This is a genomic window from Spirosoma migulaei, assembly GCF_054776855.1.
On record NZ_BAAHBG010000044.1, the window covers coordinates 1 to 23,276 of the forward strand.

Below are 23,276 nucleotides of genomic sequence, written 5' to 3' on the forward strand. Positions count from 1 at the left end.
ATTTTTGTTAAATTTAATCAGTAGGCTGTCAATCTAAGGATGGCCTGCGTAACATCAGTAAATAATAATGCCGTTTCCCAACCCGATCCAATCGGATATAATGTATTACTATTGCTGCTAGTTCGTCGTTCCTTACAGGCTGTGCGAAGCAAATGCAAAGCCCTTTGCAGAAACTTGGCATTATTTTGCAATAAGTCCGATTCGAACTCGGAAAAAAAGATTGCACTTTCGTTGGATCGAAAAATAGCCACTAGTAATTCATCGGCCCAATACCGTTCGATGGCAATTTGCTGGCTCGTGTCGCGTACTAACTGAATGATGGTTTCAGGTTGCTGATTCAACATATCCTCGACCCATAAACGAAATGCCCGGCGCAGTGCAGGTTTATTGCCTATCTGTTGGTAGAAGGCCGTTGATTCGGTTTGGGCTTCCTTTATTCGACGAATGTGTTTAATGAGTGCCCAATCTTCTAGAATGTCGTGTGAGGGAGCGTACTGGTGCTCTCTCAGCTGTTTAGTCAATACATTGTCATTGACTAACTCATCAATGGCCGTTGCATCCGCCTGATCAGGTTCTACATAGAGCGACATACGTTGCGCTCGCAGCAGACAAATCTCAATAAATGCCTTACTGCGTTTAGTGGGCATCCCATTTCGTATAACTAAATGATTTTCAACCACATGCTGCCAAAGCCGATCTTTAAACTCGGCCAAAGTCAATTCATTAAAATTGTCAGTTGTGTTACTTACCCACTGCACTGCGAAATCAAGGTACTTAGGACTACGTAGGACTTGGCGAATCTGAGGATTAGCGGCCAATGGCTGAAGTCGCGGAAATAAAGTTAGTACTTTTTTAAATTCTCCATCTTCTCCTTCTGTCAATAGGGGAACCTCTAGCACACACACATTACTTAGCCCGTATTTCTGAATGAGTAGATCAACAGCATACGTTCGCGAGGTGGCCACCACACTGATATCTTTCGTCTCATTTACTATATGTATAAATTGGCGAAACGCATTGTCGGATTCACCCTCAAGCAATTTTTCAAAGCTGTCAATAACAATTATCTTCTTAGGGATAGCCGCCAGACAAGCGAAAAACTGAGTTAAACAATTCAAAACGCCTAATCCGGAAAATACCAGACTCAGATGGGATTGGTTAAACTGATCAGCTTTAAATATTAGTACAGCTGTATTAGGTATACATTCTGTTATTACGTCCTTAACTAGCGCGGATTTACCCGCACCTGGCTCGCCAGTGACAATCGTTAATTTCTGATTTGCTATTGATGCAATTAAATTATTGCGCAGTTCAGTGCGGTTTAGATGAAAATCCGCAATTGTGTTTTTGAGTGGATTGATAATTGCCTGGCTATCTTCCTGCAACTTTCTTATCGCTTTATAGCTGTCGAATAGCTGGGCTGGATCAAAATAGGTAGCAAAAGACTCGCTTTGTATATTACCAATGGTAACACTACCGCCGTCCTTATTTAATCGAGCGGCGAATGCAAACACGCTGTTCCATATTTCCTTTTCTGATATCGAGTACGTCTGGTTTTTAGCCAATCGGATTAGATTCAGAAAATTCGTTTCACTTGTGCTACTTTCATGCCCGAAATCGTACTCCAAGATCACTAGGCATCTAAGGAACTGCCAAAGGCACTGTCGATCAACAGCTTGTCCATGGTTTGCTTTTTGGAGCACGTCTGAAAGCACTTTCAGTGCTTTTATTTTATTTTCTATCCGATTGACTTCGAGATAGAAATCATCCATAGAGGATTTTGCTTTAGCCCAGTTCAACAGCACAACCGTATCTTTTTTATCAACCTGAGTCATCTCACTTTTTATGATGAGCAGTCGATCCAGAATTGGGTTAAACACAGCTGGGTTTGTAAAATCCTTCCAGAAGGCTGTCATCACTTCCTCGAAGGTTTCGTTTTTTACGGAGATTGTCAGGTTGTGTTTGATCTGAGCAAGCAGTTGATGTTCTCCCTGATGTGAACGTACCTTGATCAAAATGTCATCAGTCCGAAAGCCAATGCGCGTTGTTTGAAAAGCCACTTCAATAATCTCACCAGTGGGTAAACCTGGCATTTTCCCACGCACTAGCATAGTTATCAGAAAAGCAGTCTGAACATTTTGTTCAAAAACTGTTCCACCTCCTCCCTTTGAAAAAACACTACTAGTATCGATAGAATTTACTGGAGTATCGGTTGTCATCTTCAAAAATTAACCCGTCAAATACACATTAAATATACTACATTTACAGATACAATACGGATATAATATAGATATGGAATTTGAAGGTAAGCTGCAGTTTGACTTTACCACCATGCAGGAGGTAATACGACGAATTGGCTTGATTGATTCATTTAGAGGGAAGTGGGGAGCTATTGAGCAAAAGAATAATCGATACCTGCGAGAACTTCGTAGGGTAGCGACAATCGAAAGTATTGGTTCATCAACGCGGATTGAAGGAGCAATCCTGACAAATGAGGAAGTTGAAAAGTTAGTTCGGAATGTAAAGATTACCGAGTTCAAAACCCGGGATGAGCAGGAAGTATTTGGTTATTACGAAGCATTAGATTTAATTCTGGATCATGCTAAAGGAATTGACCTATCAGAAGCTTATATCAAACAACTACACGGTGTCTTACTCCGTTACAGCGACAAGGACCAGCGGCATCGTGGAAGCTATAAAACGCTCTCGAATCAAGTTGTAGCTAATTATCCAGACGGGAGCCAGCGAGTAATCTTTAATACAACAGCTCCTCATCTGACCGAGGCAGAGATGTATAAAATGATTAGCTGGGTACGTGGTGCTTTAGAAGGCGGTCAAATTCATCCACTACTAATCGTTGGCGTTTTTGTATATGAATTCTTGTCTATACATCCATTTCAAGATGGTAATGGCCGATTGTCAAGGCTTATGACAACGCTGTTGCTCCTGAAAATGGGTTATGAGTTTGCCCAGTATGTTTCATTCGAAAATATCATCGAGCAACGTAAGGCGGACTACTATCGAGCACTTATGGCTGGCCAACAAAATCGTGGCACCAAAAAAGAAGTGATAGGTGAGTGGATGGTATTCTTCTTAGATTGTTTGCAAACATTGACAAGTCGATTAGAAAGCAAATACTCCTTGTACAAGTATAAAGGAGGTTACCTTAATGAGCGACAACAGCAAGTGCTGGCAATGTTACAAGATCATCAGCCAGTAAAGATTAGCGATTTAGCAATTATGTTACCAAATGTATCGATAAATACATTAAAAAAGGATTTGCAATATATGGTACAACAAGGGGTACTTGAGCGTCTTGGAACATTAAAGGCAACAGTGTATTTAGTAAAATCTAATTAATTTGAATTTTACTAAATATTTATTCGAAAAGCTTAATTAAATCTAGCTGGCTATAAATTTATTTAGATCGAAAAATACTATTAAAAATATTTAATTTATTCAACAAATTCTTTTAAAAATATTCGAGCTAATCTCCGACCTGTCTTTTTAGCTAAAAGCTTTTGAACATTGTGTTTAAACAGGCCCTTTACTTTGAAATTATCTTTCATTCGTTTAATATAAACACGAGTAGGCCACCTGTCAAACCAATCATCATTAAACTTCTCATAATCAAATGTGTCAAAATTCACAAGCCATTGATAATAACTCGAGTTTTGTGCAATAAGCTCTATTCTTTCGTCATCTAAACTAAAATTATGCCTACCAATAAAATAGAATAAACAATCAATTTGATCCTCTAAATATTTTTTATGATGCGCCCAAAACGGAGAATTTACTTTATTTTCATCAGAATTATTTATCTCATCGATTATTGCTAAAGAATGTTTTAAGAATAAATCAAAATACTGATCTGGTTTTAAAAGTCTTTGCTCAACTGCATTTATATATAAAAAAGGATCAAATTTTTCTAAAAGACTACGGCTAATTAGTTTTTGACAACGTTTTTTAAAGCTAGCAGGTACTATTTTAGAAAGCGGTAGTATCATCTCTACCCATGTATCAGATTTTAAGTAATATGCTTTAGTTATTATTGTATCAATCAACAGCTTGTCGCTAATTTGATAATTTTTACGATTACTAAGTAGCTCACACAATTCATTCTTTACATCATCATAATTTACTTTGTCAGAAACCATAATCGAGAGCATTTTCTCAGCTTCCTCGTTGGTAAAGATATTTTGTTTACGTTGCAAAAAGAACTTCAATGCAATTTTAACCTGCGGATGAGCCCATAAAATGGATTGATGTTCTAGAAACTGAATAAAATGTGGAGCAATTTTACTTAAATCATCAGCTTCAATTTCAGCCAAGGCTAACACATTAAGTAAATTAGAGCAAATACGACCACACTTACGAGTAAAAAAATGATTATTAGCAGCCTGCATCTGGCGACTTGGTCCCCAGAAATCATTATGAAAAGATTTGAAAAAATTAATAGATACATTTATAATTGATCTATATGAATCTTTTGAAGGTTGTGAGGCTATTTTAATTGATGGGTAATTATGCCTTTGGATAACCTGCCATAAATACTCCGCATTACAATGCAAAATAGCTATTACTAAAAAGTAGTCTTGAAATTCTTTTAAACGGAAATGATATTTAGGGCTTAATTCGTACGCCATTAGTAAACCATCAAACGCTTGGGTAATCAAATTTTGATAATTATCGTAATCTTCATAATATAAATAATTACGATTATAATAACTGTTTAGTTGAATAATTAACCATTGAAGTTCAGCATACTCAGCATCACCACCTGACCTACGACCTTTATTCTCATAAAATTCAGATGTATCTTGGATTTTTCTAATAGTTTCCCCAATGCTATATGAAACCTCTGAAAAAAAACGATTCTCAATAATGAAAATAATCTGTTCTCTAACAAAATCATCAACTGGTATTTTTCCGAGAATAGAATATAGATCTATTTTATTTATCTGTTTAATTATATCAGTGGTATTTTCATCTGATTCATATTCAATAAGAAATTTTATTTTTTTTATAGTTGCCAAACAAATAAAATAAAGCACAAAAAGTTTGGCTTTCCAGGCTTCTTGGGCTGCTTGTTTATACAAATAATAACCTTCGGTAAAGTCACCGATACGGCACTTTAAATAACCACTCATCATTTTCTCATATGGCGAGGCTGTATATTCATATCCTGAGTGATGAGACGTTTGTGTAAATACTTCAGATAAATCAAGCCTGTCATAACAGCAGCGAGGACAATTACATTTTTCAACTTGATTATGAATTAATTTAAAATCATCAACTTGAGTTATTAAACTATTTCTTAGTTTTTTTATAACGTATGCAAACCTTTCTTGAACCTTTCCAACATTATTTAACCCAAGATCAATTATCACTTCATCGCTTAACGGTGCTGAAATGCTACCATTTACAGCTATTTTCTTAAAAAAAGTTTTTAACTTTTCATTTGTGTTAGTGTCTAGCTTAAATCGTTGAAATGTATAGGTACTTTTAAATGGAAATATACGAGGTATGGTATGAGGGGGTAGAAATGGTATTTCTTCATACCGCTTAAGTGACTCATACATTTGTAATAAGGGTGATGCAGAGTCAAATTCATTTTCAAAAGATTGATATTCGTCTAAAAAATTCAGAAAATTATACAAAATTTGTCCTTTTGAAGAAAGCCCTTTTTCTACTTGAAACTTTCCTTTGTATGCAAGATAATTTTCTATTTCAGGAGAGTATCTTATTGGAATTACACCACGTTCTCTAAAATATTGATCTTCTATATTTGAATTGTTACTATCCGAAAATAAATAGGCAGGTTGTGCATCTTTACCTAGGATATTTCGTACTCTTTGCATAATAACTTTCAGATTCCAATCAGAAAATCCAAAGCCAATGAACAAAATAAGTCTTGATGCAAATAGTCCACTTACAAAGCTATTTATTAAAGGGAAATGGCATTCATAGTTTATATAATCATCCTCTTTAAGCACCATATTCAATAACTCCAGATCGCCATGCATTTTAATTATCAAATTGGAGTTCACTACATAAGGTAGGTCAGGATCTTGTTTTACAAAGGAATACGCAGCGGCTTCTTGTTCCACTGTTTGTTCAAGAAGATCGTCGTAATTAGTTGTAATAATATGTTCAGGCGAAAGATCTAAAATTGCTCGATGAAGGGGATTCGGGGAAACATTTCTGTAACCTAGTGTTTGTCTGATAAGGTCATTATATTCCTTCAATCCTCGTTGATTATAATACATTTGTGCAATTTTAAGAAAATCATTTTCCGCCACAGAAAGCCCAATTTCCTGTTTCATAACTTTTATTAGTTCTGCCCAGGTTGGCACACCTGAATCAACAGATGCTCCCGCTCCAACGAAGACAACTAATCTGTGACTCTTCTTTGCCTGTTGAATTTTTTTTATGCCAGCTATAAAATCTGAATCAAATGTTGCTTCCATATAAAATTTAAAGTATGAGCTTTTTATGACAACCTCTCACATATGGGTTATATCCCACATTTGTACGATATGTTCCTTATGAACGTGTTAAGTAATTATCTTTTGTGATGGAATAGATTAATTGAAGTATTAGTTGAATGTTAGCCAAATAAACCAGTTGGCCGAAGGTAATAATGTATATTCATAATCTTTAACGAATCGATGGAAGTAGTCGGCCCAAGCAATTCTGCGTTCTGGCGGCACCGTATTGAACCATTTATTGGTTTCTATACCCTAATGTTCATATATCATAGGATTCAATTTGACGCTTTGTGAATCAACATATAATACAGATAGGTAAGCTTGCTTTTCGACTCGTTTTCGATCCAACTGATTCAGCGCCAAATTGCTTTACTCGAAAGTACCATCTTGCCTCCACAGGTCAAACCGGGCCGCCGGTGCGGTAATACCAAACAGCCTGCCAATGGGGGCCATTCTTCGAATGGGTTCCGTCACTGGCCACTGTTTCGCAGGAGCCACATAATAATGTTGATGACTTGAATCTAGTTATGTACACGCTTGGGTTTAAGCCGGGCGGCCGATGCTATTAAAAAATGCGAAATTTCGTCCGATTGAGGGTCGGTCGGTGGTTTCTACTGTCTGGTCATGACTCTGTAGTTTAGCTACTACAAAGTTGAGACGACGTTCAATCTTTCGTAATTTCCAAACACTATCTAAAGGTTAGAAAAATCAGATACAATCCTTAGAATAGTTGAAATGGGTGACGAAAGATTTATTTTCCTTTTCAAAATACGCCAGCAGTGGATTTATGTAAACATTTACTCCTCAGCTGACTATCTATTTTAATAGTTAGTTTAAACCTGAAACTTGTGGAACAACCAACTTCCCTATCCAATTCTACTGTTACCCGTATTAAAATCTTTATTGGTTCCCCAGGTGATGTAACCCCCGAGCGGCAGGTGGCTCATGCTATCATTAATCGGGTAAATAAAGTGGTAGCGACGAATTTAGGGGTAATACTGGAACTATTGGGTTGGGAAGATACTCTACCTGGTCCTGGAAGACCCCAAGCCATAATTAATGAGGATCTAAAGCAATGTAGCTTTTTCATTGGGCTTATCTGGAAACGGTGGGGAACACCAAGTGGCAAAGAATCGTCAGGTTTTCTGGAGGAATATAAACTTGCTAATGAGTTGCGGGAAAAAGGCCAGATGAATGATATATGGCTTTTTTTTAAAAATATCCCAGATGATATTCCCCGTCAAGAGTCAAAACAAGTCGCTCAGGTTCAAGACTTTCAACAAGAAGTTTACAAAGAGCAAAACGTTTTCTGTAAATCATTTGAAACCACAGAAGAGTGGGGGGATTTACTGTATGATAACCTAATTAAGTACCTGCTAACCAGACGCAATTATGATCAAGCTTCAAGCCAAGTATCTAAACTCAAATCATCATCCGCTCCGCAGTCAGAAAACAGTAGTATCATTTTCTCTTTAAACCGATTTAGGGAAAGTGTTTCTTCGCATGATTATACGAACATTAGTGTCTTTGATCTATCCCGGATTACAATGACAGTTCAAGCGACTTCATATTCGCAATTTCCAACTAGCTCACAAAAGCTTGCTTCGAATTCCGATCTGATTAATCTATATGCCACTAGAGAAACGATAGAATTGAACGAGCATGAAAAGCTATATTTAGCCCATACTCTACTTGCCGATAGCTACTTCTTAGATATGGGCTGGTACTGGCTCAGAGATGAAATAACGGATCCGATTGGATTACTTATGAGTTGTCTTGACAGTCAACGAACTTCTGACTTAAAAGAAGCCGCCTTGAAAATTTTGAGAGAAGTCGCTCCTGATGAATTCACTAACCAAGCAAACAAGATTTTTAAAATAGACGATGCATCTCTTCAGAGTACAATTTTTGATATTATCATTGATCAACCAACTGCGAACGACGGCCCTCTTTTAGTACGTAACAACGAAAAACTAGATAAGAAAAAAGCCTGGAAGGCGCTGTTTCAAGCTCGTTATCAAATCAACCCCGATGCAGCTATCTCAATGATAAGCAAAACTCTTCTAGCTGACAGAAATCTCCCCACGCCGTTAGTCGATTTGTTTTCCCATGCAAGTGTAATTACGCTACGTCCATTACTTCAGGATGAAGATGAGTTGATTGTACTAGCCACCCTAAAAGCATTAAAGTCTACTGTTCCAGATACGGAGTTACGCTCGTTTTTAGAAAATGATAATTTTGACATAGCCTTTGAAGCGTTTCTAGAGTTGGCGACTCGTAAACAAATTGAAGTTTTAGAACTAGATAAGTTAGTTCTGAAGCGAAAACAGGTCAATCAGGCAAAAAGTGATCAATTATCACAAAAAAAAGGATACTCATACCCAGGTTACTTTTCCTATAATATACATACGATAGATGAGAAAGTTGATCTAGCAAAGCCCCATGCATTAGAAGCCACGATACGGTATATTCTCTATAATCAAAAAAATCAAGAAGAATTGGAATCACTTTTAGATTGGAGTTATGCTGGATCTGTTTGTTATAGTACATTAGTTGAAACTTATTATCCAACATATAAAGACACGTTAAGAACTGATATCTCCTCTCGTTTTGAACGCATTAAAGCGGCAAAGAAGAAAGAGCCTGCTATCCAGCTTGGTAAGCTGCGCCTACCTTTAAGGTCTCCTATAGAAACTGATGAATTTATTCTTGGGAACTTTATGATAAACGCCATAACTGTACTTTATCAATACGCCTCTGAATTGGACATCCCCTTAGCTATTGGCTTACTAAATAATCCAAATAGTGGGTTCTCAAATAAATCTGTACAGCGTTTAGCAATATCAATAATTCAAAAGTATGGTTCAGCTCGGGAAGTATCTGTTGTCGAACAATGGGTAGCATCCTCTGACTACGTTGTTCAAAAGATAGCAATCCTATCAATTTTTGATCATAATAACCCAGCTGATAGACTCGCTACAATGGTACATTATCTTAAAGAAGGTGAATTGAAGTTTAAGCGATTAGTCTTAACCTACGCATTAATAAATAAAATTGAATTACCTATCGACGAGCTTATTGACTTACTCTATCAAAAACAAGAGGGTATCCGGCTTTTGGGGTTGGCCTACCTAGTACAGATTTCCACAACTGATCAGTTAGAGACACTTTTAGAATCCTATACTACTACCGATGAAACCAATCGATATACATTATATTATTATAACGTAGTCGGTTGGCTAGACCGGATATTATACAGCCCGTCCCAGTTTAACAAATATTATAGAAATAAATTAATGGAATTTTTAGAGGAAAGCTCTTGGGATTGGAAATCAATGTGGGATGACTAATTCAATCGATAACTATTCATCAATTGGCTAAATAAAAGGAAATTCCACTTTACAAGTTCCAGTATTTTAAATATTCACTAGTTATTTAAAATTAATAAACTTATGAGCTATAAGTATCTGATAGTTTCAGCATTACAAGAGGAATTGGAGCCATTTAAAAATTTAATTTCTCCCAATCTAGAAAATTTAGATTTGGGTGTTAAGCTTGTTAAGATTATAGTTCAAAATAATTCAGCCGAAAATGTTGTGGAGCTACTTTTATACAGCTCAAACAAAATGGGTATGTCTTATAATGCAGCAAAAATAATGCAAGTAATAATAAAATTCAATCCCACTTACGTATTTTTTATTGGAATTTGCGCTGGTTTAAAAGAACATAATTTTGGTTCGGTATTGATTCCGAAAAGAGTATTTTCTTATGAAAGTGGAAAGTATAGTGGAGGGATTTTTTCACCTGATTATTTATCGTATGAAACTAGTGATCAACTTAGAAGTGAAGCCGTTAGTTTCCATACTCAAAACATTAATATCTTTCCATATAAAGTAATTGTTGATGAAGATTTTTGTTCTGGAGCAGCAGTCATAGATGAGAAAGAAATTGTTAAAAAGATTTTGGAAAATGGTTCAAGGAAGTTATCAGGTTTAGATATGGAGTCCTATTCTATTGCCTGTATTAACGATATTCTAAAACCTAAAAATCAATTATTAATAGTTAAAGGCATTTCAGATAAAGCAATAGATAAGGGAAATTCAGAAAAAAGTGGTGAAAGGCAAAAGGCAAAGAAAAATGCTGCACATTTCGTCTTTAAATTTATCGAGCACTTAGAAGTAAATGGTTTGGGTATTAATGTAAAACCACAACTTCGAATTGAAATTTCCCCAAATGTTTCAAATGAACCTGGTATAAAACATAAGTTAAAAATTAGATTTTATATTTATAATGAAACCCCTTTTCCAATTGTTATTGAGTCTTTATCATTTATATTTGATGATCCTGTTATGAAAATTAATGGAAGCGGTATTAATAAAAGTAAACCATCTTTTTATGTAGGCAGGAAAAGAGAGCAAACAGAAATTTATAAAGATAGTATAGTTTTAAATCCGAATGAATCAATAACAAATTCATGGATAGCAATTAATCCTTCACTTGGAGAAGAAAGATTACAAGATGCTTTTACTAGTAGAAAGGTTGGGAAATGGAATTATAAGTGTTGGTATCTTAGTGAGAATCCTTATAGTGAAATTTACTCAATTAAGGTTTAGCTAAATAAAAAAAGATCAAAATTTATGATTTTGCTTTTTAGCCTTTACCCCATTTCTAAATACGTTTCTAAGGACATTATAATATGGATGAGTTGGATTTATTTGAAACCCTATTCTATAGAGATATAGAAACATGGTTTACCGCTGGTATTGCTTGTTGCGATGCCTGTTACGACGAATATATAGAAACGTGGCCAAATGCATTTCTACGAGGAATTGATTTTCAAAGTAATGCTACAGGTTTAGATTTGCTTTACAGTGCTGGTCGATTAAAGGATTATTATTCCGAAGATGAATATTGGAAATTAGTTCGCCAATTGAAGTGTCCTAATTGTTTTATGAATTTTGAATATAATATTTATCCATATGATTTGCCATTTGATCCACCGTCAGATTTTGAGGAAAATTTGAAAAAATTAAAAGATCATATAGAAAGTTTTCCTTTTCTAGTATTAGAAAACGATCTTGCAAGAGATACCTTCACAGAACTAGAAAAATTATCAACTAAAATTAAACCAAAAGAGGTTAATGGAGTATTCTACAGAGGTAGAACGATAAATGGACGTGTACCTATAAAAGAAGATTTCTTGGCTCCGCCCAAATCAGTAACAAAGGATGGCCGATACAATCATACTGGTATACCTATAATATATATAGCAACTACACCAGAAACCGTCTATTATGAATTGAGGCAGCCAAAAACAGATCTTTGGATAGCAAAAATAGAACTCAATTATAAACTCAAAATTTTAGATTTTTCTGACGAATATATAGAAAATAATGACTTAATACAGGCAATTTCTTGGTCTTCATTAGCTAGTTCTCCAAAAGAAGGAGACGGTTTATATAAGCCACAATATTATTTCACTAGATTCATTTCTGATTGTTGTAAATACTTTGGTTTTGATGGAATAAAGTACCCTAGTATTCGGTATGAAACGGGATTTAATTTAGCTATTTTTGATTGTAATAAGATTGAAACGATTAATATTTTAGATATGAAGGAATATCTAACATGAATTGCCGACAGGGTCTCTTTTAACTAATTCATCATTTGAGCTTTAATGGGTTACCATTGGGATAGAAACAAGATGGGGCTTGGGCGAGGTCTTCCAAAATACTAAAATTTGTTTAATTGTTACCAACCCCTTCTATTTTAAGCTGCGGCTTTGAATCGGTTTCAAGATTAATTATAACTATCGATTTCGTTATTCACGATAAAATGACTTGTCCCGATATCACCCGATTCGTACATTTAAAGGGATAAAAGTTTCATTAAATGAACTACATAAATTATTGCTTTACAATAACTTATACCCATTTTATAGATCTATCGAAAAACGTTCACGAAAACCCTGATCTAGCGAAATATTTCTAGCCAACTCATCTCAATGTCTAAATATTATAGCTAATCGAACGCTTCCTGACGGCTTATTTAAGGGCAATACCGTTAAGCCCAGTTTTATACCATAAATTTACCTTTAGATATGGTATAGTCCTTAAAATAAATTCAATGAAGGCACTTAAAATTAATTTCTTTTCCCCTGCCGAGAACAGCCAGGCCAAACCAATAATTGAAAAAGCGGTCAAGTCAGCTAAAGTAGTGTTGACCGGTTATATCTCTTCATCCGGTAAACTGGTGCTGCCAGCCAAGACGGTAGCCAATCTAGGTGTTGATCTGAACACTACTCCTTTTAAGGTAGGCATTGATCAAGGTAAGCGAAAAGCCAAATCGCTCTACCTGGTCCCCACAAGCTCTGATGCGGAAACGTTCTCCTTTGAGAAAGCGGCCAAAAGCTATACGTTAGCATTGCCCTTTATTTTAAAAAAGAGTGGAGTGGATTTCACCAAAACAAAGTACGACTTTACTATTCGTCTTTTTGAATATGAAGGCACTACTGCCTTTGCGTTACAAATAGCTTCTGAAGCAGCCGCAGCCAAAGTGCCTTACACGGGTAAGCCGCGTGGCCGAAAGCCCAAGCAGGACCAAGTTGCAGAGTAGGCATAAAAATGCCCTGTCAAGTCAGGGCATTTTTATGCCTACTCATTTTAGCACTGATTTAGTACATATCCTTTTTCTTTCCCCGCCGTTCAATCAAAGCCTGAGTAAGTCCAACTGGCAGAATAGATCTTGTAGCTTTTCTACACTAAAAAGACACTTTTGGGTAAAACTGTCAGCTTGGCAGGTTTTGACAGTCAATGTCGTAGCCAATTTCTTATTTCTTTGATTTGCCACTAATCTTAAACGAACGTTGTATTTATGTGGCAAAGTGACTTGGTAAAAAGGAAATCCTAATTGATGGATCTATTATTAAGACACTAATAATTATTTCACCTAGAAATATAGTTACTTGCCTTATAAATCCGCTCGTTTGCAACGAGAACCCTATAATGCGTTGTGCGGAAACCTGTACGTTCGACAAAAGTTCAAGCCCGGTATCGTTTTCAATTTCTTCTCTGATGGTGCGGTAATTTTTCTATTGATATTCCCTGGCTGTATTAGTATTTGGCATCCATACGGCGGTAATTCGCTTCTGTGAGCTTATGCTGTCTAAATGTTCTCTATACAACGATTACCTTCAAGAGGGCAGCAGGAACGCTCAAATGAGCATCTGCAAATGTGTTTACCCTTCCTTTATCGCCTGAACCTGATTTTCCGTGAGTATTAGCGATGATATTGCATTCCTAATAGCCTCTAAAGGGGAGTTGCGATTCGTGAATGAAACTTTCACTGTGCTAAGTGGCTAATCCCTTCCAAGCAATAGAAAGGTGCCAATTAACCCAATTTGCTGTATCATAAGTAGCGTTGTAGCTTAGGGTATAGATTCCTTTATCCAACAGCAGGTTATCGAGGTTGCTAGTACTTGCGTTTGACGTATTTCTTTAAACCATATTGTGAGCGCGGCTTGGGGTTGTAGGGTGTTTGGGGAAAGACTTGTTTTGCATTGGGTCAATAAGGTAATAAGATGGAAGAAGATGCCAACTGTATGGACCGAATTCGTTGCTGAAACGGCTTAGTTACCGTTCTACTCGCTTCTTTGTTGTGAATTTGGTATGTATTTTCATATTAATTACCTAATAATCAATTGGTTAGTATATTTAATGTGGACAAAAAACTAGTGACTGTCCACATAATTCCCAGTTAACTGGAGGGTCTATCAGAAAATTAGCTCAAAAAGCCTGTTAATTAGCAATTATTGGGATTTTCTATCGAATTGAAATTTGATCAATAGCTGACCTATAATGTTATAAAGAGCTGATTGATAGCTATTTAGTTTGTTTATGTGGACAAAAAACTAGTGTTGGATAAAACGTCATATTCTTTGATTGTGTTTTTTCTATTTTCTCTGCGGTTTTGTCCAATTGTTGTAACAATTATGGCTTTTTTACACTCAAAACCGTACCTTCAAATAACTTGTGAATCAATTAATATTTTTTTCTTTGATATTTACGGTTTTTTATAGGCATCTCATTATTAATGAGTTGCATAATGTTTTTGTTGGTTAATGTGGACAGAAAACTCGTTTATTGTGGACAGGAAACTCGTTAACTGTGGACAGAAGTTATTCACAATTGACCTTTAATGTGGACAGATTATTCGTGGCTCCAAAATATACGTGGACAAATAGTTAGTTATTTGTGGACGTGACCACATTAATATACCTTTGTGGATAACTAAGCCATTTTTTTATGAAACAGGCCCCTAGTAATCAGTTATCCCTTCTGAAGCTGGACGCTAAAACGGAGATTCTATTTCAGGCAAATGCACTGACGAACGCTTATTACGATATGAGTGCTTTACAGAAAAACATTCTGTATATGGTTCAGTCGCAACTTAAAAAAGATGATCCAGACGACCAGCGGTATGTTGTTCGAGTTAAGGATATTATGACAATTACCGATACAGTCAATCCTTATAAAAGTTTGCAGTTGGCCACTGAAGGTATGATGCAGAAAATTATGAACATCCCAGTAGGGGGGAAGCTACTTCAGGTTGCCCCATTTTCATCGGTACTGTATGATTATGGGAAAGGAACCATGACCTTTAAAATTGATCCGGATCTGCGTCCTTTTCTATTTAATCTGGAGAAAGGTCGGTTTACAACGTTTGGTAAGGAACCCGCCATGAATCTACCGGGTAAATACTCAAAGCGTATCTATGAAATGCTCTCGTCCTGGAAAAAAGCGGGTATTATGAAAATTACCATTTTGGAATTGAAAACCCGACTTCGACTCTATGATCCGGTGACTGAAATTGAGCAGTATGAAGACTGGCGTGATTTCAAAAAACGGGTATTGGTACCGGCCGTTAAAGAAATTAATCAGGAGTCCGATCTACACGTTGAATATTTCCAGCAACGAGAGGGTAAACGAATTGCTCAGTTACGTTGGCTCATCAAAGTAAAAACCACAGTTCCAATTGAAGTGGCCCCAACAGTAGCGGAACTACATGAGAAATTGTTAACCCATTTTAAACTTCGGACTGATCAAATCGAGTATATATTGAGCAAATATGAACCTGAACTTATCAATAAAAAGCTCTACGAGATCCAGGTTCAGAATGCCAATAAGAAGATTTCAAATATCGGTGGCTATACCTCTAAAGTGTTTGGCGTATTGTAAAAAAGATAAGTTTTGCCCAAAATTTTCGACAAAGACTTGCGTTGCTTCAGTGCCATGACTACTCGATCAGGTGTGTGGCCGTTTCATAAATAGTACCCTTCGTGACGGCCCATGCGAAATCACTCAATAAATTAAGGGACCAGTTGGTGAATGCAGCTCCTCTCTGAACGGTATACGCAGAGGAAGCATCTTTTAACAGTAAACAGCTGAACGCCTTTATTCCTTCTTTATCTCGCAAGTGACGGATTTTGTACGAAACGGCAAACACACACCGTTGTCTAGCCCCTATTATCTAGAATCGTACCTTGTACAAACTCTTTGCAGTAGCTTGGTAAGTGATTAAAACTAAAGTGGTATTGAATACTATAAAGAATTACCGGTTGCTCTGAATCAAATTTATTTGCTGGATCAAATAGTGACCTAATAGTAGGGTACAGCCTAGGTAGTATATTTAGACCACCGTTAGAAGTTTAGAGAATGGAAGATATTAAGGTGCGTGTAGGGCAACAGATACGAGAAGCTCGAAAAGCAAAGGGACTTACTTTAAAAGAGGCAGGGCAAATTGTCGGTGTTGCTGAATCAACTTTCAGTTTATACGAGAAAGGTAAACAAAACCTGACGCTTGAAACCTTACAAAAGATTGCTGATGCTTTTGGGGCTAAGTTCGATACTGCCTTTAAATAATTGATATTTTTTTAGACATATACTTTGTATATATACAAAGTATTGCTATATTTATAGAGTCAAACGACAACAAAAAAGCCCCAACGCTTCTAAATCTTGGCGGATCGAGCGAAGGGGCGAATGTCACACTTAACTTCATAGTCAAATGCAAACGGTGCAAAGTAACGCTGTTTCTAACAGCCACGCAAAACCAGTTGAGCAAGTGATTAGCTTGCCCCTTGTCTCTACTGGCAGTTTCTACGCCCAAATTGAGACCCTTCGCAATGTTTACCTGCTGACCAAAAATCCCTACATGGTCGCCCAACATGGCCGCTTACTGGCCGATGAAGTACGCACGCTATCGGGCCAACTTGAAACTCTAATTGACGGGATAGACCCTATGATTAGAGAGGCTGTAGAGTCCCATTCAATAGACGGCGAACACTCATAAATCCGATGAATAGTAAACTACTGGATAAGGTTGTTTCAGTAAGCAACCTTGTCCGACTTATTCGCCGGATGGATGAGTACCAGTTATGGAAGAGGGCGGTTTTTTTGCGTAATAGATTTACCTGTCAGCACTGTGGGGCCAGAAATGGGCGCAAACGGGTTATTGAAGCGGATCACATTGTAAGTATTACACTGCTTGTCAAAGAGAACAAGGTAGATAGTGTAGAGTCGGCACGTAGTTGTAATGCTCTTTGGGACGTAAATAATGGGCGGACTTTATGCCATTCATGCCACGAACAAACGGAATCGTATCCAACACGATTTGTGAAAAATAAGTAAAGTTATATAAATACTTTTATTTAAAATAGGATCAACTAACTCACAGGCTTCTCTATGACTTGTGAGTTGGTTGATCCTACTTTTGAGAATGCTTTATTATAAAAATATTCCAAGCCTTAAGAGAAACAATTGAATTTAAATTATTTACGAATAGGCAAAAGGCACATTACTTCTATTCTTAACCCAAAGATTAAAAAAGCTCACTTATTAAATCTAAAATCTATATTATAAAAAATAGAGAAAAAAATAAATCCATTGATCAAATGACGAAAGACGTACTTTTCTTTAATAAAAAATTCAAAAAAATTTTGATATTAAATAGGAGAGGTATATAAGGCAAAAACTGGCAACTTACATACGTTAATCTACTTAAGCAATTCTAACTAGTGCACAATCCCCGATATGAATCAATTTACTCATCCATAAAATAATAAGTATCGAAATACGTATTAATCAATAAGAGCAAATGTAAATTGCATGTCTTTCAACAATAATGTCTTTATTCAACGTTTGATCATGGATTTAATAGAAAAGATTGCGCGTAAAAACAGCGGACTGAGTGCTTACTCAAAATTTGCTGGCGAGTTTGTTTATCCTACACTAACAGGACCTCTTAAAAGCCGAATGAACTTTAAAGGAAGAGAGGTTATAGTATGGAGTTTCAACGATTACTTAGGGCTACAATCTGATGAAAAAGTAATTGCTTACGAAACGGAAATTGTTAAAGAATTTGGGGCTGGCTATCCCGCTGGATCAAGATTACTTACGGGTAACTCAGAATTTCACGAGGCCCTAGAGCTTGTAATAAGTAGCTTGTTGGGCAAGGAAGCTTTGCTACTTAACTTTGGCTATCAAGGTATCATGTCTGTGGTAGATAGTTTAGTAGACAGAAATGATACAATCCTATATGATCAATTAGTACATGCCAGCTTAATCGACGGGGTTCGATTGCATCAAGGAACTAAGCATTCATTTCGTCATAATGATATAGGTCATTTAGAACGGCATCTAGCTTCTGCGTCCAAAGCAAACACTGGCGGTATATTAGTTTTAGTTGACGGTGTATTCAGTATGCGGGGAGACACCGCTAAAGTTGAGGAAATCCTTGAACTCAAAAAGAATTATGACTTTACCTTATTAGTAGATGATGCACATGGATTCATGACGTTTGGCGATTGGGGGTCTGTTGGAGATCTGATGCCAGGAGTAGATATTTATATAAGCACGTTTGCAAAATCCCTTGCCATTATTGGTGGGTTTGTAGCCGCAAGAAAAGAATTTATTGACTATTTTAAATACAATTTAAGGTCACAAACATTCGGCAGAACGTTGCCAATTATTGATGTTGCCAGTGTACTTTTTAAACTTAAATTATTAAGTATCGAAGGAACAGATAGAAGAAATAAGCTTTGGAATAATACTCAGAAATTACAGCAAGGTTTAAAGGAGTTAGGCTATGAGATAGGCAATACTAGTAGTCCAATTACGCCAATATATCTAGAATTTAACGAAGAGGTAGCCGCAAGTTTTATAAAAGAGCTTCGCTATACATACTGGATCTTTTGTAGCGCTGTAACTTATCCGGTTATTCCCAAAGGTCAGTTAATACTACGGCTTATTGTAACAGCATTACACAGTGACGAGGATATAATAGAAACCTTGAGGGCCTTTGCTGAGCTAAAAGAAAAATTTAGCTTTGGAACTTTGCAAGAACAAGACATCAATATTTGATTAAGTTTTTGAAATTAGAACTTGATATTATGGAAACCTCAACTCAGAATACAAACAAAGAATTGACGTTAGCCAATAAATGCTTCATTGAAGGAATTTATAGATTATATGCTTTAGGCCACGTCAAAGTAGCAGAGGTTATAACTGCATTAATCAATGTTACAAGGTTTAATATAGAAAATCATTCTATTGTCACTAAAGAACAATTTGAAGACGATTATGTGAAATGCTCTTGGGATTTGCATAACTACTCAAAGAGTGTAATTGATCAACTACCCAATACTTAAAATGCTCTCTAGTCTAATAGATAAGGTAATAATGCTTATGGAATGGAAATTAAATATTTTTACATAATAATTAATCTCCATTCCAATAAGTTATATATTTCGCGTAATTGGGTAAAAAAGTTTAGTTTTTTGCTCTAACTCAATCAAGAGTTAAAATGATTAGAAAAGCATGAAATATCAACGCAATCAATCGTATCATTCTGACTTCCTTTCAAATAGCAAATCTAACGAGGAGAAAGTCATTTTAGTTAAGCTAGTATACGAGCTACATACATCGCCTTCCCCTACGGGTTCGGCGTAAAGCCAATTTTTTCAAAATTTAGCAAGAGGGAAGAGGTCTTCAAGCCCTCTTTACTGAGTTTTAAGTGTTAATTACCTGATAATCAAGTAATTGAATTTTATTGATATAATTATTATCTGATTATTATGCTCATAATTGCTTGATTATCAGATAACTAAACAATTATTAAAATAATTATGGCGACTTATAAGACCATTAGTGTGAGTGAGGAGACCTTTAAAGAATTCGAGAGAATGGCTAGTAGTTACGGCTTAACGAATAAGGGCTTAATTGAAGCAATGCTAGTTTATTTTAAGGTTTCAAAAGCTGATCCAAGAAATCCCCAAGCTGACAATCCTACAGATGCAATTAAAGCTTTGGATAAACGGTTAATCAGCTTTATTAAAGAGCAGGAAAAAAAGTTGTTAATTCCGATGAAAGAAGCCATTTTTGATATGACAGGTACAGAGGGGATGCCGCGACGTTCTGATTTAAGAATAGTGAATACTAATATTAAAAGAATAATAACTGGATTAAAGCTCGATGAATAAATGCAAACAAAATTTGCAAGCCCAATTGAAGGAAATAACAAGGGAAGTTCTGCTAGATTAGTTAATTATCTAGAGAAGGAAAACCGAAATAATTTATCTTCAGAAAATGAATATTTTTTTTCAGCAGACAGAGATAAATGCAATAAGTGGGAGGTGATGCAACAAATTGATAATAATGCAAAAGGTCAGAAAATAGAAAAACACCAAGATCGTTTTTTTTCTATAATTATTGCTCCTAGTCAATCAGAACTAGCACAGATTGGGAATGACTCAGGAAAATTGAAAGAATTCACTCGATCAGCTATGGAAAATTATGCTTCGGGATTTTGTAATTATAACGGAGAGAGTAGGGGAGTAAAAAGTAAAGATTTAGTATGGTACGCAAAGATTGAGCATGAGCGAAAGTTTACTTCTTTAGATGCGGAAGTAAAGGAAGGATTATCGGAACAAGGTCAATTAAAAGAAGGTGACCAGCGTCATATTCATATTATCGTTTCTCGGTGTGAAGGAAGAGAAAATAGACATGTTTTAGATTCGGATATTAAACGACAGAAACAAGAACAGACTGTACATCTTTGCCCAAATGTCAACAACCCAGCAATATTTAGTAGAGATGCTTTCTATCGCGCTACTGAACAGACCTTCGATAAACTTTTTACATATAATCGAAAATTAGAAGAATCGTATGATTATTGTAACGCGATCAAAAACGGTACACAACGTGATTATCAGAAAGTGATACAAAGAGAAAAGGAAAGAGTACCTTCTATAAACCGAAGCGTAGAACGGGAGCAGGATTTTGAGATGGGTTATTAAAAATTATTCAACAGAAAAACTTTTTTAGTTATGTTTAATTTAGGAGTAATTGCAGGCAAGATTTTTGGCTATATCGCTATTCCATTGTTAACTTATCTTGTAATTGGTGGTTTAGTCGAATATTTATTTAATGCGGGTGGTTTCCCTCGTGTATTTTCAGATTTAGCTGGTGGAGGTGTAGGAGTTTTTGTTGCTGGTTTTCTAATTTATCGGAAAATGAAAAGTAGTTCAAAAGCAGAGATTCAAACTGCCACCCAAGTAACAAAAACTGGTATAAAAGTCAAAGAATACATTTTTGGCCTTAAGACTACAAAAGGGCTAGTTAAAATCACAAATCCTTTTGCGGGTATTTTGGTAGCTGGTGGCCCTGGTGGTGGTAAAAGTTTTAGCGTCATTGAGCCAATTATAACCCAAGCCGTTGAAAAAGGATTTACAGGATTAATTTATGACTTTAAATTCCCTACGTTTGCTCGCGTTGTTAATGCAGCTACCAAAAATGAAAAGGTTAATAAATATTATATCAATTTTGATGATTTAACTCGTAGCCATCGCGTTAATCCAATTCATCCAGATATTATTATCACCAATAGCCATGCTGGTAGCGCAGCAGAGGCCGTTATGAAAAATTTAATAAAGGGTGAAGACAATTTCTTTACCGAAAATGCAACAGCTTATTTAGGAGGTATTATTTGGTTTTTGCGAGAAGAATATCCGCAGTTTTGCACTCTACCTCACGTTATGCGCTTAGCTGCACAACCCGTAAAACAAGTATTACCATTAATTTGCAAAAATGAAGAAGTAGCCACTTCAGTTGCTAGTATTAAAACGGCAGTTGATGAGGGAGCTAGCAAACAGTTAGCCGGTGTAATTTCTACTTTACAAAATGCCTTGGGCAAGATTAATATTCGCTCAATTGTTTATGTATTATCAGGAAATGATTTTACTCTTGATTTAAATAACCCTGACAGCCCCAAAATTTTAGTTATTGGTAACAATCCAGATCTTAGATCTGTGTATGGGCCCGTACTTGCCCTAATTGTAGCTACTACCATTAAAAAGCTGAATCAAAAAGGTAAGCTTGATTCACTTGTGGTTTTAGATGAAGCTCCTACTTTATTTATTCCTGATTTTTCTACGCTTCCTGCTACGGGTCGAGAGAATAAAATTGTTACTCTAGCTGGTATTCAAGACTTCTCACAACTTGAAGAAATGTATGGTCAACACCAAAAAGATGCAATCCTTAATACACTTTCGAATCGCTTTTATGGCCGTATGCCCCATGAGCCATCGGCTCAATACGTTGTCCGAATTTGGGGTAAAGAATATGTAGAGCAACGAAGTCAGTCAGTCGGTCAGGCACGTATAAATGAAGTTTCGAATACCAGATCTGATTCTTATAGTCTTGTTAACCGAGATAGGGTAACGGTACAAGAAGTAACCGATTTGAAGAAAGGTGAATTTTTTGGCCAAATAGTAGAGAGCGATGTTAGTTATTTCCGTACTCAGTTTGAACCTGCTCCAATAGAACGTAAAGAAATAGTACCTTTTAATACTGTCACTGATGAAGAGGTAAAAGCTAATTATAGCCGTATCAGTGAGGAAATTAAAAGTTTGCTTGCCAGTCAGGAAATGCCAAAAGCTGACCCTGTATTAAGTATATCAACTAAGAATCCAAAAGTTGAGGATGAATTTTAGGGTATAATATGTATTTTAGCTTAAATAGGGCTTTTAATTTATATTTTAAATTAAAAGCCCTATTTTTTTTCTTTATATTTGCCACATTAATAGCTCTAGGCGGCATAATGCTTGGCTGTTAAGTGTGAAATGATATTCATTAAACTTCTTAAAATTAGTTAGTTAGTATAATTTATATACTTGATAAGTTTTATGAAAAAGAAAAGAGATTCAGAAATTGTAAAATGGAAATCAAATTTCGCAATGAGATTTGAGCAAATTCGAGAGGCGTCTGGTTTAAGTCAAGTTGAAATGGCCAATACTATTGGCATGAGCCAAAATTTGGTGTATCGCTCGGAGAAAGATTGTGACATCTCGCTGAATTCATTTTTATTGCTTTTTATCCATTACATGAAGAATTATAAAATGAATCCGGAATGGTTTTTTGCCGAGGATAATTCCGGTTTTACACCTTATGAGATGGAATCTAAAAAAGCTAAACGAGTTTCAAGTATTGCCGAGCGTAAACTGAATCGTATCTTCCTTGACATGCTTGCTACTTTACAACATGAAGGGTTGATCCCGCAATTAGAATCTAAAAATGATCAATAATGGAATGTTGATGCACTAATCGTTTCCTTCAAAATTACGGCACATAAAACTATAACTATAGTTATAGTTTTATGTGCCGTAATTTTATTTATTGCTAATGTCTATTCTTGCAAAGTTGTTGATTTAGCCTTTCGACTGACCTTGAT

General features: G+C 36.0%; 16 protein-coding genes. 14 read left to right on the top strand and 2 right to left on the bottom strand.

Going from position 1 to position 23,276, the window contains the following annotated elements; translation table 11 throughout:
* Positions 1-17: 17 nt before the first annotated feature.
* Positions 18-2,219, bottom strand: a complete 2,202-nt coding sequence (locus tag ACYVGO_RS36380; RefSeq protein WP_460973627.1) for an NACHT domain-containing protein — start codon at positions 2,217-2,219, stop codon at positions 18-20.
* 73 nt (positions 2,220-2,292) lie between these two features.
* Here ACYVGO_RS36380 and ACYVGO_RS36385 point away from each other — a divergent pair, with 73 nt between their 5' ends.
* Positions 2,293-3,360, top strand: coding sequence for a Fic family protein (locus tag ACYVGO_RS36385; RefSeq protein WP_460973629.1), 1,068 nt, complete (start codon positions 2,293-2,295; stop codon positions 3,358-3,360).
* Between the two features lie 95 nt (positions 3,361-3,455).
* On the opposite strand, the gene ACYVGO_RS36390 is transcribed toward ACYVGO_RS36385, so the two are convergent.
* Entirely contained in the window at positions 3,456-6,470 is a 3,015-nt protein-coding gene (locus ACYVGO_RS36390) for an SIR2 family protein (protein ID WP_460973631.1), read from the bottom strand.
* Between the two features lie 869 nt (positions 6,471-7,339).
* Between ACYVGO_RS36390 and ACYVGO_RS36395 the strand changes: the two genes are divergently transcribed.
* The 13 genes from ACYVGO_RS36395 to ACYVGO_RS36455 all read left to right on the top strand — a co-directional run bounded on the left by ACYVGO_RS36395 (position 7,340) and on the right by ACYVGO_RS36455 (position 23,130).
* On the top strand, positions 7,340-9,841 hold the full coding sequence (locus ACYVGO_RS36395) for a DUF4062 domain-containing protein (RefSeq protein ID WP_460973633.1): 2,502 nt from the start codon (positions 7,340-7,342) through the stop codon (positions 9,839-9,841).
* 102 nt (positions 9,842-9,943) lie between these two features.
* Entirely contained in the window at positions 9,944-11,104 is a 1,161-nt protein-coding gene (locus tag ACYVGO_RS36400; protein WP_460973635.1) for a 5'-methylthioadenosine/S-adenosylhomocysteine nucleosidase family protein, read from the top strand.
* Positions 11,105-11,187: 83 nt separating this feature from the next.
* Complete coding sequence (locus tag ACYVGO_RS36405) at positions 11,188-12,123, top strand: RES family NAD+ phosphorylase (RefSeq protein ID WP_460973637.1); 936 nt, start codon at positions 11,188-11,190, stop codon at positions 12,121-12,123.
* Between the two features lie 494 nt (positions 12,124-12,617).
* Positions 12,618-13,106: a hypothetical protein gene (locus ACYVGO_RS36410; RefSeq protein WP_460973639.1), complete on the top strand. Its 489-nt coding sequence runs from the start codon at positions 12,618-12,620 to the stop codon at positions 13,104-13,106.
* Between the two features lie 1,688 nt (positions 13,107-14,794).
* Positions 14,795-15,727 carry a replication initiation protein gene (locus tag ACYVGO_RS36415; protein ID WP_460973641.1) on the top strand — a complete coding sequence of 311 codons (933 nt, stop codon included), beginning with the start codon at positions 14,795-14,797 and terminating at the stop codon, positions 15,725-15,727.
* A gap of 477 nt (positions 15,728-16,204) precedes the next feature.
* On the top strand, positions 16,205-16,411 hold the full coding sequence (locus tag ACYVGO_RS36420) for a helix-turn-helix domain-containing protein (protein ID WP_460973643.1): 207 nt from the start codon (positions 16,205-16,207) through the stop codon (positions 16,409-16,411).
* A gap of 145 nt (positions 16,412-16,556) precedes the next feature.
* Positions 16,557-16,841: a hypothetical protein gene (locus tag ACYVGO_RS36425; RefSeq protein WP_460973645.1), complete on the top strand. Its 285-nt coding sequence runs from the start codon at positions 16,557-16,559 to the stop codon at positions 16,839-16,841.
* An 815-nt stretch (positions 16,842-17,656) separates the two neighbouring features.
* Complete coding sequence (locus tag ACYVGO_RS36430) at positions 17,657-18,910, top strand: aminotransferase class I/II-fold pyridoxal phosphate-dependent enzyme (RefSeq protein WP_460973647.1); 1,254 nt, start codon at positions 17,657-17,659, stop codon at positions 18,908-18,910.
* Positions 18,911-18,918: 8 nt separating this feature from the next.
* On the top strand, positions 18,919-19,197 hold the full coding sequence (locus ACYVGO_RS36435; RefSeq protein ID WP_460973649.1) for a hypothetical protein: 279 nt from the start codon (positions 18,919-18,921) through the stop codon (positions 19,195-19,197).
* A 477-nt stretch (positions 19,198-19,674) separates the two neighbouring features.
* A complete protein-coding gene (locus tag ACYVGO_RS36440; RefSeq protein WP_460973651.1) occupies positions 19,675-20,028 on the top strand; it encodes a BfmA/BtgA family mobilization protein in 354 nt (117 codons plus the stop codon).
* On the top strand, positions 20,029-20,844 hold the full coding sequence (locus ACYVGO_RS36445; RefSeq protein WP_460973654.1) for a DUF5712 family protein: 816 nt from the start codon (positions 20,029-20,031) through the stop codon (positions 20,842-20,844).
* Between the two features lie 30 nt (positions 20,845-20,874).
* Positions 20,875-22,539: a type IV secretory system conjugative DNA transfer family protein gene (locus ACYVGO_RS36450; protein WP_460973656.1), complete on the top strand. Its 1,665-nt coding sequence runs from the start codon at positions 20,875-20,877 to the stop codon at positions 22,537-22,539.
* A 192-nt stretch (positions 22,540-22,731) separates the two neighbouring features.
* On the top strand, positions 22,732-23,130 hold the full coding sequence (locus ACYVGO_RS36455; protein ID WP_460973658.1) for a hypothetical protein: 399 nt from the start codon (positions 22,732-22,734) through the stop codon (positions 23,128-23,130).
* Positions 23,131-23,276: the final 146 nt, after the last annotated feature.